Annotated in this window: 13 protein-coding genes; all 13 read right to left on the reverse strand. The window is 64.2% G+C overall.

Features of this window, described 5'->3' with window-relative positions:
• Positions 1 to 2: 2 nt before the first annotated feature.
• Positions 3 to 503: a 2-C-methyl-D-erythritol 2,4-cyclodiphosphate synthase gene (gene ispF, locus E7V67_018215; GenBank protein WUR11626.1), complete on the reverse strand. Its 501-nt coding sequence runs from the start codon at positions 501 to 503 to the stop codon at positions 3 to 5.
• Positions 500 to 1,207, reverse strand: a complete 708-nt coding sequence (gene ispD / locus E7V67_018220; GenBank protein WUR11627.1) for a 2-C-methyl-D-erythritol 4-phosphate cytidylyltransferase — start codon at positions 1,205 to 1,207, stop codon at positions 500 to 502. Before ispD ends, ispF begins: the two co-directional genes overlap by 4 nt.
• The gene (locus tag E7V67_018225) at positions 1,207 to 1,905 is read right to left on the reverse strand and encodes a hypothetical protein (protein WUR11628.1); all 699 of its coding nucleotides are present in this window, start codon (positions 1,903 to 1,905) and stop codon (positions 1,207 to 1,209) included. The genes ispD and E7V67_018225 overlap by 1 nt, the downstream gene beginning before the upstream one ends.
• Positions 1,902 to 2,468: an NUDIX hydrolase gene (locus tag E7V67_018230; protein ID WUR11629.1), complete on the reverse strand. Its 567-nt coding sequence runs from the start codon at positions 2,466 to 2,468 to the stop codon at positions 1,902 to 1,904. The genes E7V67_018225 and E7V67_018230 overlap by 4 nt, the downstream gene beginning before the upstream one ends.
• Before the next feature lie 109 nt (positions 2,469 to 2,577).
• Entirely contained in the window at positions 2,578 to 2,892 is a 315-nt protein-coding gene (locus E7V67_018235) for a DUF2818 family protein (protein ID WUR11630.1), read from the reverse strand.
• A 2-nt stretch (positions 2,893 to 2,894) separates the two neighbouring features.
• The gene (gene nuoN, locus E7V67_018240; GenBank protein ID WUR11631.1) at positions 2,895 to 4,379 is read right to left on the reverse strand and encodes an NADH-quinone oxidoreductase subunit NuoN; all 1,485 of its coding nucleotides are present in this window, start codon (positions 4,377 to 4,379) and stop codon (positions 2,895 to 2,897) included.
• 22 nt (positions 4,380 to 4,401) lie between these two features.
• Positions 4,402 to 5,898, reverse strand: a complete 1,497-nt coding sequence (locus E7V67_018245; protein WUR11632.1) for an NADH-quinone oxidoreductase subunit M — start codon at positions 5,896 to 5,898, stop codon at positions 4,402 to 4,404.
• Positions 5,899 to 5,923: 25 nt separating this feature from the next.
• Positions 5,924 to 8,011, reverse strand: a complete 2,088-nt coding sequence (gene nuoL, locus E7V67_018250; protein ID WUR11633.1) for an NADH-quinone oxidoreductase subunit L — start codon at positions 8,009 to 8,011, stop codon at positions 5,924 to 5,926.
• Positions 8,012 to 8,048: 37 nt separating this feature from the next.
• Positions 8,049 to 8,357, reverse strand: a complete 309-nt coding sequence (gene nuoK, locus E7V67_018255; GenBank protein ID WUR11634.1) for an NADH-quinone oxidoreductase subunit NuoK — start codon at positions 8,355 to 8,357, stop codon at positions 8,049 to 8,051.
• Positions 8,354 to 8,986: an NADH-quinone oxidoreductase subunit J gene (locus E7V67_018260; GenBank protein ID WUR11635.1), complete on the reverse strand. Its 633-nt coding sequence runs from the start codon at positions 8,984 to 8,986 to the stop codon at positions 8,354 to 8,356. The genes nuoK and E7V67_018260 overlap by 4 nt, the downstream gene beginning before the upstream one ends.
• A gap of 26 nt (positions 8,987 to 9,012) precedes the next feature.
• A complete protein-coding gene (gene nuoI / locus E7V67_018265) occupies positions 9,013 to 9,501 on the reverse strand; it encodes an NADH-quinone oxidoreductase subunit NuoI (GenBank protein WUR11636.1) in 489 nt (162 codons plus the stop codon).
• A gap of 12 nt (positions 9,502 to 9,513) precedes the next feature.
• A complete protein-coding gene (gene nuoH, locus E7V67_018270) occupies positions 9,514 to 10,593 on the reverse strand; it encodes an NADH-quinone oxidoreductase subunit NuoH (protein ID WUR11637.1) in 1,080 nt (359 codons plus the stop codon).
• On the reverse strand, positions 10,594 to 12,936 hold the full coding sequence (gene nuoG, locus E7V67_018275) for an NADH-quinone oxidoreductase subunit NuoG (GenBank protein ID WUR11638.1): 2,343 nt from the start codon (positions 12,934 to 12,936) through the stop codon (positions 10,594 to 10,596).
• Between the last annotated feature and the right edge of the window lie 6 nt (positions 12,937 to 12,942).

Genomic DNA, 12,942 nt, shown 5'->3' on the forward strand with positions numbered 1-12,942 from the left:
CGTCAATCGGGGCGCCGCACCAGCAGCGCGACCGCCTCGGCGTTGATGCCCTCCTCGCGCCCCAGGTAGCCCATCTTCTCGTTGGTCTTGGCCTTGACGTTGACCTGCCCAGGCGCCACGCCCAGGTCGGCCGCGATATGGGCCACCATCGTGGCGATGTGCGGCGCCATCTTCGGGCGCTGGGCGATGATGGTCGCATCGACGTTGCCGATGTCGTAGCCGGTTTCCCTTACGCGGCGCGCCGCCTCGCGCAGCAGCACGCGCGAATCGGCGCCGGCGAATTCGGCGGCGGTGTCGGGGAAGTGGCGGCCGATGTCGCCCAGCGCGGCGGCGCCCAGGATGGCGTCGGTGACGGCGTGCAGCAGCGCGTCCGCGTCGGAGTGGCCCAAGAGGCCCTTGTCGTGCGCGATCTCGACGCCGCCGAGGATCAGCTTGCGGCCTTCGACCAGGCGGTGGCTGTCGTAGCCCTGGCCGATACGAAATGGTAGTACGGGTTGGTTCATATGTGCTCGTGGGTCAGGTACAAGGTGGCGATGCCGACGTCGGCCGGCAAGGTCACCTTCAGGTTGCGGGGATGGCCCTCGACCAGCTGGGGCGACAAGCCCAGCATCTCGACGGCCGAGGCGTCGTCCGTGATCGCCTCGGGATCGGGCGCCTGCTCCAGCGCGCGCCGCAGCAGTTCGTACGGGAACATCTGCGGCGTCTGCGCCAGCCACAGGCCGTCACGCGGGGTCGTCTCGACGCGGCCGCTGCGGGTGCTCTTGACAGTGTCGACGACTCGCAAGGCCAGCAGGCCGCCGGCCGGGTTGGCCCCGGCCGCGTCGATCAATTTCTCGATCAGCGCCGGCGTCAGCCCGGGCCGGGCCGCGTCGTGCACCAGGATACGGTCGTCGTCGCGCGCATCCAGCGCGTGCAGGCCGTTGCGGATCGATTCCATGCGCGTGGCGCCGCCGCAGCGCAGCACCGTCACGCGCGCGCCGCAATCGGCAACGACATCGTCGATGTAACCGTCGCCCGCGCTGACGACGACGTACACGTGCGCGATCGCCGCGCAGTCGAGGAAGGCCTGCAGCGTGTGGCGCAGCATCGGCTTGCCGGCCAGCGGCAGGTATTGTTTCGGGCCGGCCGCGCCCATGCGGGCGCCGACGCCGGCGGCGGGAATCAATGCGAAGTAGCGCACGACCTCGCGCTGCGGTACGGCTGTCATTATCGGAGTGCTCTTGTCTTGATCAATATCTTCTGGATCTCGCCGCCGCACGCCTTACTCAGGCGCGCGTATTCGGCCGGCGAGTCGATCTGCGCCTGCACCGCCTCCACCTTGGCCATCTCGGCCTTGATGTAGGGCAGCCAGCCGCTGTCGATCTCGAACGCCAGTGCCGAGCGCGCCGTGCCGGCCGGCGCATACAGCGGCTTGCCCTCGAAGCGCCTGGCCAGCGCGGCGGAGACCACTTTTTCCACTTTCGGCAGGTGCGCCATGTACGCCTGCATGTGGCGCATCTCGTGCGCCAGGATCTCCTGGTAGCCGCAGGTCCCGACCGGGAATTCGCTGCCCACGTAGATCTTCACCGGTTCGTACGTCAGCTGCACCTTGATCTGCGGCGCCACGCATTCGTAGCCACTGGCCGGGTCCTGCAGCATCTGGCCGGCCAGGCCGACCTGCACACGCGATTCGGTACGCGTCAGGCCCAGCACGAACTGGTTGCGCGACGCCACGCCCTTCATCGCCGTCAGCATCTTGTACGACAGCTGGGTGTTGATCGTGTAGCCGTTCTGCTTGGACGACAGCACCGAGATCGTCTTGCTGATGGTGTCCTCGCAGCGGATCTGGAACGGTGTGCGGGCCGCGTGGGCGCTGCCGGCGCAAAGTGCCAGCAAGGCGGCCAGCGCGGCCCGCCGCGCCGTCATTTTGCCGGCGGCGTCCACTGCCCCGAGCGCAGCTTGTCGAGCCAGAACGTGCCGATGATCGTCTTCACGTCCGTGATTTCTCCGCTGCGCACCCATGCCAGCATCTCGTCCAGGGTGGCCGTGAAGCACTCGACGAATTCGCCGTCGTCCAGCTCGGCCTCGCCTGCCACCAGGCCCTTGGCCAGGTACAGCTCCAGGTGCTCGTCCGAGTAGGCGATGGCATTGTGGATCGTCGCCACGAACTGCCATTCGCGCGCCGTGTAGCCCGTCTCCTCCTTCAGCTCGCGCTTGGCGCATTCCAGGTGGTCCTCGCCCGGATCGATCTTCCCGGCCGGGAACTCGATGAAGACGCGGTCGTTCGGGTAGCGGTATTGGCGCTCCAGCAGGATACGGCCGTCGTCCAGCACGGGCAGGATCGTCACGGCGCCGGAATGGCGGATGTATTCGCGGTGCGTGGTGGCGCCGTTGGGCAAGGTCACGCGGTCTTTGTGTACTTTGAGGAAGCCGCCGTCGTAGGCCAGGCCGCCGTCCACTTTGGTTTCCTTCAGGTGCGTATCGCTCATGCACGCTCCAATCAAAAAAACAACAGTGTAGCAGCGAAAAACCCGGGACAGTCCCCTGTTTCAAGGCAAGCTTGCCTCGAAACAGGGGATTGTCCCGGGTTTTGGTGTTTCAGTGGCGCTTGCGCAGGTAGCGGACGACGAAGCCGGGGAAGGCCAGCACGACGAACAGGCAGGCGCCGATGGCGTAGAACTCCCACGTCTGCGGGAACACCGTGCCGATGCGCCCTTCCAGCAGGCGGCCGACGGACCCGACGACGAAGAACAGCACGACGAGTTCGAGCAGGCGCACGAGGAAGGGTTTGCGTGCCGCGCTGGTGCCGCCTTTCAGCGGCACCACGGCAAACAGGCGGTCATTGATGAACGGCAGGTTGGCGGCCAGCAGTGCCAGCAGGATCACCAACCAAGCCGCCGCGCCGACGTCCATGATCAGGAGATCAGCGTGGCTTTCATCGTGCGCAGGCAGGCGTCCAGCAGCGGGCCGGGCACGACGCCCAGGGCCACCACCAGCAGGGCGTTCAGGCCCAGCACGATGTTTTTATCAAGCGCGACGCTGATGCGCGCCGTGTCGGTCGGTTCGTCGAACCACATCGTCTTGACGACGCGCAGGTAGTAGAACGCGGCGACCAGCGACGCCATCACGGCGAAGATCGTCAGGCCCAGCTGACCGGTTTGCAGCACGGTCTGCAGCACCGCCAGCTTGGCGGCAAAGCCCATCATCGGCGGTACGCCGGCCAGCGAGAACATCAAGAGGGTCATGACCAGGGCGAACCACGGCGAACGCTTCGACAGGCCCTTGAAGTCGGCCAGTTCTTCCGCTTCATGACCGGCACGTGCCAGCACCATGATCAGGCCGAAGGTGCCCAGCGTGGTCAGCACGTACGTGATCGAGTAGTACATCGCGGCGCTGTAGGCGGCCGACGCGTTGCTCTGGTCCTGGCCCGTGACACCCGCCATCAGGCCCAGCAGCACGAAGCCCATCTGCGCGATCGTCGAGTAGGCCAGCATGCGCTTCAGGTTCGTCTGCGCGATGGCGGTCAGGTTGCCGATGGCCAGCGACAGCACGGCCAGGATCATCAGCATCTGCTGCCAGTCCAGTGCCAGCGGCAGCAGACCTTCCACCAGCAGGCGAATGCAGATCGCGAACGTGGCCAGCTTCGGCGCGGCGCCCAGCAGCAGGGTGACGCCGGTCGGCGAGCCCTGGTAGACGTCCGGTACCCACATGTGGAACGGCACGGCGCCCAGCTTGAAGGCCAGGCCGGCCACGACGAACACCAGGCCGAACACCAGGATCGTCGGCGTCACGGTACCGCTGGCGATCTTGGCGGCCATCGCCGACAGGTCCAGCGTGCCGGTGGCACCGTACAGCATCGACATGCCGTACAGCAGGAAGCCCGACGCCAGCGCGCCCAGCACGAAGTACTTCATCGCCGCTTCGGTCGACATCGTGTGGTCGCGGCGCAGCGCCACCAGGGCGTAGGTGGCCAGCGACATCAGTTCCAGGCCCAGGTAGATGGACAGGAAGTTGTTCGCGGCGATCATGACCATCTGGCCCAGCATCGAGAACAGCGCGAGGACGTAGAACTCGCCGCCCAGCGAACCGCCCAGCATGCCGCGGTCGGTGGTGTACTGGCGCGAGTAGACGAACGTGATGCCCACGGTCAGGTAGGTGAACAGCTTGAGCAGGTTGCCCATCGGGTCGGACACGACCATGTTGTAGAACGTGTACGTCGTGGTGCCGGCCTGGAAGTCGACGAACGTGAACCAGGCGCAGCCCACCAGTGCCAGCAGCGACAGCGCATAGGTGATGCCGCGCTTCGACTCGGACAGGAACATGTCGATCAGCAGGATCGCCGAGGTGGCGACCACCAGGAAGATCTCTGCGTAGATCGGGATCAGGTTGGGTGTATTCATGAAACTTTGGTCCTATCTGCAATCAAGGTGCGGTCAGTGCCAGCTTGCTCTGCGCGGCATGCTTCAGCAGGTCCGCCACGGAAGTCTGCATCGTGTCGGTGAACGGCGCCGGATACAGGCCCATTGCCAGCACGGCGATCGCCAGGACGCCCAGCATGAAGAACTCGCGGCCGTTGATGTCGGTCAGCTCGGCCACGTGGTGGTTCGTCACCTTGCCGAAGATGACGCGCTTGGCCATCCACAGCGAGTAGGCGGCGCCCAGGATCAGCGCGGTCGCGGCCAGGATGCCCGTGACGAAGTTGAACTGCACGGCGCCCAGGATCACCATGAACTCGCCGACGAAGCCGGAGGTCGCCGGCAGGCCGCAGTTGGCCATCGAGAACAGGATGAAGAACGCGGCGAACTTCGGCATCTTGTTGACGACGCCACCGTAGTCGGCGATCTGGCGCGAGTGGGCGCGGTCGTACAGCACGCCGATGCACAGGAACATCGCGCCGGACACGAAGCCGTGCGAGATCATCTGCATGATGGCGCCTTGCGTGCCCATGTCGTTGAACATGAAGAAGCCCAGGGTGACGAAGCCCATGTGCGCGATCGACGAGTAGGCGACCAGCTTTTTCATGTCCTTCTGGACCAGGGCCACCAGGCCCACGTAGATCACGGCGATCAGCGACAGCACGATGACGACGGGCGCCAGGTAGTGCGACGCGTCAGGCACGATCGGCAGCGAAAAACGCAGGAAACCGTAGGCGCCCAGCTTCAGCATGATCGCGGCCAGCACGGCGGAACCGCCGGTCGGCGCTTCCACGTGCACGTCCGGCAGCCAGGTGTGCACCGGGAACATCGGCACCTTGACGGCGAAGGCCATGAAGAAGGCGACGAAGATCGCGATCTGCTCCGGCATCGACAGCGGCAGCTTGTGCCACTCCAGGATGTCCCACGTGCCCGACTTGTTGTACAGGTAGATCAGGGCCACCAGGGTCAGCAGCGAGCCGAGGAAGGTGTACAGGAAGAACTTGAACGCCGCGTACACGCGGTTCGCACCGCCCCACACGCCGATGATGATGTACATCGGGATCAGGGTCGCTTCGAAGAAGAAGTAGAACAGCAGGCCGTCCAGCGCGGCGAACACGCCGATCATGAGGCCGGACAGGATCAGGAATGCGCCCATGTACTGGGCGACGCGTTCCTGGATCACTTCCCAGGCCGAGATCACGACGATGACCGTGATGAAGGCCGTCAGCGGCACGAACCACAGCGACAGGCCGTCGATGCCCAGCGAATAGAAGATGTTGAAGCGTTCGATCCACGCCGACTTCTCGACGAACTGCACGCCATGGGCGGCATTGTCGAACTGCGTGAACAGCGGGATCGTCGGCAGCAGCGAAACGATGGAACCGATCAGTGCCAGCACGCGCACCAGGCCGGCGCGCGAGTCGCGGCCGATCGCCAGGATGACGAGGCCGAACAGCACCGGCAACCAGATCGACAGGCTCAGGTAAGGAATTTGTGACTGCATCTTTTATCTCTTTTGCGTGTCGGTGTTAAGCGTGCCAGAACGGCAGGAAGTACACCAGGAAGCCCAGGATGCCGATGATCATGACGAACGCGTAGTGATAGATGTAACCGGTCTGCGCCAGTCGCGTCAGGGACGAGAACCAGCCCACCACTTTCGCGCTGCCGTTGACCAGCAGGCCATCGATCAGGGCACGGTCGCCCACCTGCCACAGGCCGTTGCCCAGCACGCGTGCGCCCTTGGCGAACACGGCCTGGTTGAAGGCGTCCATGTAGTACTTGTTGTCCAGCAGCGTGTGCAGGAACTTGAACTTGCTGTAGAACCAGGCAGGGACACGCGGGTTGATCATGTAGCAGTAGTAGGCTGCCGCGACGCCGGCCAGCGCGAGCCAGAACGGTGCCGTCATCAGGCCGTGGATCGCCATGGCCAGCGGGCCGTGGAATTCCTCGGACAGTTCGTGCATCGCCGCGTGCTTGGCGTGATCGACGAAGATGACGTTGTCGAAGAACGTACCGTGCAGCATCGGGCCGATCGCCAGGAAGCCGATGATCACCGAAGGAATCGCCAGCATCACCAGCGGGAACCAGACGACGAACGGCGACTCGTGCGGTTTCTCGCCCGGGGCCAGGCCGTGGTGGCCGTGATCGTCCTCGTCCTCTTCATGGTGCGCGTCCGAGTCGTGCGCGCCCTTCGCCAGGTCGGCGGCGTGGTCGTGATGGTCGTGGTGCGCGTGGGCCTGGCCGAAGCGCTCCTTGCCGTGGAAGACCAGGAAGTACATGCGGAACGAGTAGAACGCCGTGACGAACACGCCGGCCAGTACCGCGAAGTTGGCGAAGCCGGCACCCGCGATGTGGGTGGCGTGCACCGCCTCGATGATCGAGTCCTTCGAGTAGAAGCCGGAGAACAGCGGCGTGCCGATCAGGGCCAGGGAACCCAGCAGCGACGTGATCCACGTGATCGGCATGTACTTGCGCAGGCCGCCCATGTTGCGGATGTCCTGGTCGTGGTGCATGCCGATGATGACCGAGCCGGCACCCAGGAACAGCAGCGCCTTGAAGAACGCGTGCGTCATCAGGTGGAACACGGCGACCGAGTAGGCCGAGGCGCCCAGCGCGACGGTCATGTAGCCCAGCTGCGACAGCGTCGAGTAAGCGACGACGCGCTTGATGTCGTTCTGGATGATGCCCAAAAAGCCCATGAACAGCGCGGTGATCGAGCCGATCACCAGCACGAAGGACAGCGCGGTGTCGGACAGCTCGAACAGCGGCGACATGCGCGACACCATGAAGATGCCGGCGGTCACCATCGTCGCGGCGTGGATCAGTGCCGAGATCGGGGTCGGGCCTTCCATCGAGTCCGGCAGCCACACGTGCAGCGGGAACTGGGCCGATTTACCCATCGCGCCGATGAACAGGCAGATGCAGGCCACCGTCAGCAGCATCCAGTCCGTACCCGGCAGGGTCAGCTGGGCCAGTTGCTCGCGCTTGGCGAACACTTCCTGGTAGTCCATCGTGCCGGCATACGCCAGCAGCAGGCCGATACCGAGGATGAAGCCGAAGTCGCCCACGCGGTTGACCAGGAACGCCTTCATGTTGGCGAAGATCGCCGTCGGGCGCTTGTACCAGAAGCCGATCAGCAGGTACGACACCAGGCCCACCGCTTCCCAGCCGAAGAACAGCTGCAGGAAGTTATTGGACATCACCAGCATCAGCATCGAGAAGGTGAACAGCGAAATATACGAGAAGAAGCGGTTGTAACCTTCGTCTTCAGCCATATATCCGATGGTGTAGATGTGCACCATCAGCGAGACGAACGTGACGACGCACATCATCATCGCCGTCAGCGAGTCGATCTGGAAGCCGACGACCAGCTTGACGCCGGCCACCGTCATCCAGCGGTAGACGGTGTCGTTGAACGTGGCGCCGTCCAGCACCTGCAGCAGGGTCTGGAACGAGATCAGGAACGCGACCAGCACGCCCAGGATGGTGGCGGCCGTCGATACCTTGCGGCCGGCCACGTTGCCGAAGAACTTGGTGCCCAGCAGGCCCGCGATCGCGGAACCCGCCAGCGGCGCCAGCGGAACCGCAAGAAGAAGGTTAGGGTTAAGCCCCGTCATGATGAACCTTGTCTGTTTATTATTCGAGGGTTAAAAACTAGCCTTTGAGGCTGTCCAGGTCTTCGACGTTGATGGTGTCCAGGTTACGGAACATGACCACCAGGATCGCCAGGCCGATCGCCGATTCGGCGGCCGCGACGGTCAGGATGAAGAAGACGAAGATCTGCCCGGCCGCATCGCCCAGGTAATGGGAGAACGCGATGAAGTTCATGTTCACCGCGAGCAGCATCAGCTCGATGGCCATCAGCAGCACGATGACGTTCTTGCGGTTCAGGAAAATACCGACGATCGAGATCGCGAACAGGATCGCGCCCAGGACCAGGTAGTGTGCCAGCGATAAAGTCATGGGGCCTCCTTCGTTGCGGCGGCGACGTCGTTGCGCGTCGAGACCGCATCCATCTTGACGATCTTCAGGCGGTCGTTGCGCTTGACGCGTACGGCCTCGCCCGGATCGAAGTACTTGATGTCCTTGCGCTTGCGCAGGGTCAGCGCCACGGCGGCGATGATCGCCACCAGCAGGATCACTGCCGCGATTTCGAACGCATAGATGTACTGGGTGTAGATCAGCTTGCCCAGTTCCTTCGTGTTGCCGATGGTGCCGGCGGCGGCAGGTGCCTGCGGACCGGCCACGCCCCAGCTGCGCCACAGTACCGACGCCATCTCCAGCACGATGATGCCGCCGATGATGGAGGCGACGGGCAGGTAGTTCCAGAACCCTTCGCGCAGCTTGGTGTTGTCGATGTCGATCATCATGACGACGAACAGGAACAGCACCATCACGGCGCCCACGTACACCAGCACGAGGACGATCGCCAGGAATTCGGCCTTGAGCAGCATCCAGATGCCGCCCGCCTGGAAGAACGCCAGCACCAGGAACAGTGCCGCCGTCACGGGATTGCGCGCAGTGATGACGCGCGCCGCGGCCACGACCATGATGGTCGAGAACACGTAGAACAATACGGTTATGAAGTCCATGTAAATCCTGATCAGGTTGGTTTCGATCAGCGGTACGCCGCGTCCGCCGCCCGGTTGGCGGCGATGTCCGCTTCATAGCGGTCGCCGACAGCCAGCAGCATCTCTTTGGTGTAGTACAGATCGCCGCGCTTCTCGCCGTGGTACTCCAGCACGTGGGTTTCCACGATCGAGTCGACCGGGCAGGATTCCTCGCAGAAGCCGCAGAAGATGCACTTGGTCAGGTCGATGTCGTAGCGCGTGGTGCGGCGGGTGCCGTCGTCGCGCTGGTCCGATTCGATCGTGATCGCCATGGCCGGGCACACCGCCTCGCACAGCTTGCAGGCGATGCAGCGCTCTTCCCCGTTCGGGTAGCGGCGCAGCGCGTGCAGGCCGCGGAAGCGCGGCGACATCGGCGTCTTCTCTTCCGGGTACTGCACGGTGATCTTGCGCGAGAACATGTACTTGCCCGTCAGCGCCATCCCTTTGATCAGTTCGGACAGCAGCAGGCTGCCGAAAAAGTCTTTTACTCGTTCCATTTTGCGCTTCCCTTACTTCCAAATATTCCAGGACGTCTGCATCCAGCAGGCCACCAGCACCAGCCAGAACAGGGTCAGCGGAATGAATACCTTCCAGCCCAGACGCATGATCTGGTCGTAACGGTAACGCGGGAAGGTACCACGCACCCAGATGAATACCGAGACCAGCAGGAACGTCTTCACGAACAGCCAGAAGAAGCCGCCGAAACCGCCCCAGAATTCGAGGAACTTGAACGGTGCTTGCCAGCCGCCCAGGAACATGATCGAGGCCAGCGCGCCGATCAGGATCAGGTTGGCGTACTCGGCCAGCATGAACATCGCGTACGACATGCCCGAGTACTCGACCATGTGGCCGGCCACGATTTCCGACTCGCCCTCGACCACGTCGAACGGGTGACGGTTGCTCTCGGCCAGGCCGCAGGTCAGGTAGACCACGAACAGCGGCAGCAGCGGCAGCCAGTTCCAGGACATGAAGGACACGCCCATGTCGGCGAAGTAGCCGCGGCCCTGGCTGTTGACGATGTCGATGAAGTTCAGCGAACCGGACACCATCAGCACCACCACGAGCGCGAAGCCCATCGGGATTTCATACGAGATCATCTGCGCCGATGCACGCATCGCGCCCATGAACGAGTACTTCGAGTTGGACGACCAGCCGGCGATGATGATGCCGTAGACTTCCATAGACGTGATCGCCAGCAGCAAGAGCAGGCCGGCGTTGACGTTGGCCAGCACGGCTTCCGGACCGAACGGCACGACCGACCAGGCGGCCAGCGCCGGCATGATCGTCATGATCGGGCCGATCACGAACAGGCCGCGCACGGCCTTGGTCGGGATGACGATTTCCTTGAACAGCAGCTTCAGGGCGTCGGCGATCGGCTGCAAGAGGCCCATCGGACCCACGCGGTTCGGGCCGATACGGATCTGGATCCAGCCGATCAGCTTGCGTTCCCACAGCGTTGCGTAGGCCACCAGGCCCATCAGCGGCAGCAGCACGCACAACAGCTTGATCATCGTCCAGACGAGCGGCCACACGGGGCCCAGCAGGGCCTCGCCGTTGGTGGTGATGGTGTTGACGAATTCCAGCGCCATTTACTTGCCCTCCCCTGCTTTGGCAACGGAGATCGGGCCGAACATGTCGCCCAGCGTTGCCGTCGATGCGTGTGCCGCCGGCACGCGCACCACGTTGGCCGGCAGCGACGCGTCCACGCGCGCGGCCAGGATCGCGGAGCCGGTGCCTTGCAGCACTTGCACCATGTCGCCGTCCTTGACGCCGATCTGCTCGGCCAGCGCCTTGGAGATGTGCGCCTTCGGCGGGGCCGCGTCGGGCGTGGCCTGCAGCGGTGCCGAGCGGCGCACCAGCGCGTCGGCGAAGTGGATCGGCACGTCGGCGATACGTTCGAGCTTGTCGCCGGCGCCGAACGCCGCGGCTTTCACCGCCAGCTTGGTCGTATTCGACAGCTTGGCCGACAGGTCGGTCACGCCCTTGCCCAGCACTTCGTCGCGGATGCTTTCCGAGGTTTCGTAGTCGAAGCCCGGCAGGCCCAGGATGTTGCCCAGCACGCGCAGCACCTTCCAGGCCGGACGCGCCTCGCCCAGCGGCTTGACGGTGCCGTTGAAGCTCTGTGCCCGGCCTTCGCAGTTGACGAAGGTGCCGGACGTTTCGGCGAACGGCGCGATCGGCAGCAGCACGTCGGCGTAGTCGGCGCCGTGCTTGAAGGCGGACATGACGACGACCATCTCGGCCGCGTTCAGCGCGGCCACGGCCGCTTGCGGGTTGGCCGCATCCAGTTCCGGTTCCGCGTTCAGCAGCAGGTAGGCCTTTTTCGGCACGGAGAACGCCGGCGCGGCCTTGGCGGCGGTGGCGCCGACCAGGTAACCGCCGACGGTGTTGGCGGCTTCGGTCAGCACGCCCAGCTTGGCGCCGGTCGCGCTGGCGATCCACTGCGCGGCCGCGTGGATCGCGGAGGCTTGCGGGTGCTGCACGGCGGCGTTGCCCAGGAAGACTGCCTGATGACGAGTAGATGCGTCACCAGCGAGCAGCGCGGCGGCGATGGCCTTGGCGGCATCGTTCGCTTCGACGTTCTCGAAGCCAGCCGGTGCGCCCTCGCCTTTCGCTTGCGCGACGGCGGACACGATACCGGACAGCACGGCCAGCCAGTCCGACGGCGCGGCAACGATATTCGTCGCGACCTTGATCAGGCTGTCGTCACCGGTGGCGTTGACCAGCGCGATCTTGGCGCCGTTCTTGGCAGCCGAACGCAGGCGCGTGGCCAGCAGCGGGTGATCCTTGCGCAGGAACGAACCGATGACCAGTGCGCCCTGCAGGGTCGACACGTCGGCGATCGGCATGCCCAGCCATGGCGTGACTTCGCCGTCCAGGGCGAAATCGGTCTGGCGCAGGCGGAAGTCGACGTTCTCGAAGCCGACGCCGGAGGCCAGCTTCTTCAAGAGGGCCAGTTCCTCGACGGTCGAGTGGGCGGTCGCGTAGGCGGCGATCGCGTCGGCGCCGTGTTCGTGCTTGATGTTCTTCAGGCCGTGCGCCACGTATTCCAGCGCCGTCTGCCAATCCACTTCCTTCCACTGGCCGCCTTGCTTGAGCATCGGCTGCGTCAGGCGCTCGCTTGAGTCCAGCGCTTCGTACGAGAAGCGGTCCTTGTCGGAAATCCAGCACTCGTTGATGGCTTCGTTTTCCAGCGGCAGCACGCGCTTCACCTTGCCCTGCTTGACCTGGACGATCAGGTTGGCACCCAGGCCGTCGTGCGGCGATACGGATTTGCGGCGCGACAGTTCCCAGGTACGGGCGCTGTAGCGGAACGGCTTCGACGTCAGCGCGCCCACCGGGCACAGGTCGATCATATTGCCCGACATCTCGGAGCTGACCGCCTCGCCGACGAACGTCGTGATCTCGGAATGCTCGCCGCGGCCCAGCATGCCCAGTTCCATGACGCCGGCCACTTCCTGGCCGAAACGCACGCAACGGGTGCACTGGATGCAGCGGCTCATTTCCTGCATGTTCACCAGCGGGCCGGCATCCTTCGGCACCACCACGCGCTTGTCTTCCTCGTAGCGCGAGGTGTTGTTGCCGTAGCCCACGGCCAGATCCTGCAGCTGGCACTCGCCGCCCTGGTCGCAGATGGGGCAATCCAGCGGGTGGTTAATCAGCAGGAATTCCATGACGCTCTTCTGCGCCTGGACGGCCTTCTCGCTGTGCGAGCGCACGATCATGCCGGCCGAGACCGGGGTGGCGCAGGCGGGCAGCGGCTTCGGCGCTTTTTCCACTTCGACCAGGCACATACGGCAGTTCGCCGCGATCGACAATTTCTTGTGATAGCAGAAGTGCGGGATGTAGGTGCCCAGTTTGTTGGCAGCGTCCATCACCATCGAACCCGGTGGGACTTCTACCTTTTTGCCGTCAATTTCGATTTCAACCATGATTAG

It is taken from the genome of [Empedobacter] haloabium (assembly GCA_008011715.2).
In the GTDB taxonomy this organism is placed as follows: domain Bacteria; phylum Pseudomonadota; class Gammaproteobacteria; order Burkholderiales; family Burkholderiaceae_D; genus Rugamonas; species Rugamonas haloabia.

Excerpts from the sequence above, each read along its gene's own strand:
- nuoL (WUR11633.1), bottom strand. The coding sequence starts at position 8,011 with ATGACGGGGCTTAACCCTAACCTTCTTCTTGCGGTTCCGCTGGCGCCG.
- nuoK (WUR11634.1), bottom strand. The coding sequence starts at position 8,357 with ATGACTTTATCGCTGGCACACTACCTGGTCCTGGGCGCGATCCTGTTC.
- E7V67_018230 (WUR11629.1), bottom strand. The coding sequence starts at position 2,468 with ATGAGCGATACGCACCTGAAGGAAACCAAAGTGGACGGCGGCCTGGCC.
- nuoI (WUR11636.1), bottom strand. The coding sequence starts at position 9,501 with ATGGAACGAGTAAAAGACTTTTTCGGCAGCCTGCTGCTGTCCGAACTG.
- nuoG (WUR11638.1), bottom strand. The coding sequence starts at position 12,936 with ATGGTTGAAATCGAAATTGACGGCAAAAAGGTAGAAGTCCCACCGGGT.
- E7V67_018260 (WUR11635.1), bottom strand. The coding sequence starts at position 8,986 with ATGGACTTCATAACCGTATTGTTCTACGTGTTCTCGACCATCATGGTC.
- nuoH (WUR11637.1), bottom strand. The coding sequence starts at position 10,593 with ATGGCGCTGGAATTCGTCAACACCATCACCACCAACGGCGAGGCCCTG.
- E7V67_018225 (WUR11628.1), bottom strand. The coding sequence starts at position 1,905 with ATGACGGCGCGGCGGGCCGCGCTGGCCGCCTTGCTGGCACTTTGCGCC.
- E7V67_018235 (WUR11630.1), bottom strand. The coding sequence starts at position 2,892 with ATGGACGTCGGCGCGGCGGCTTGGTTGGTGATCCTGCTGGCACTGCTG.
- ispD (WUR11627.1), bottom strand. The coding sequence starts at position 1,207 with ATGACAGCCGTACCGCAGCGCGAGGTCGTGCGCTACTTCGCATTGATT.
- ispF (WUR11626.1), bottom strand. The coding sequence starts at position 503 with ATGAACCAACCCGTACTACCATTTCGTATCGGCCAGGGCTACGACAGC.
- nuoN (WUR11631.1), bottom strand. The coding sequence starts at position 4,379 with ATGAATACACCCAACCTGATCCCGATCTACGCAGAGATCTTCCTGGTG.
- E7V67_018245 (WUR11632.1), bottom strand. The coding sequence starts at position 5,898 with ATGCAGTCACAAATTCCTTACCTGAGCCTGTCGATCTGGTTGCCGGTG.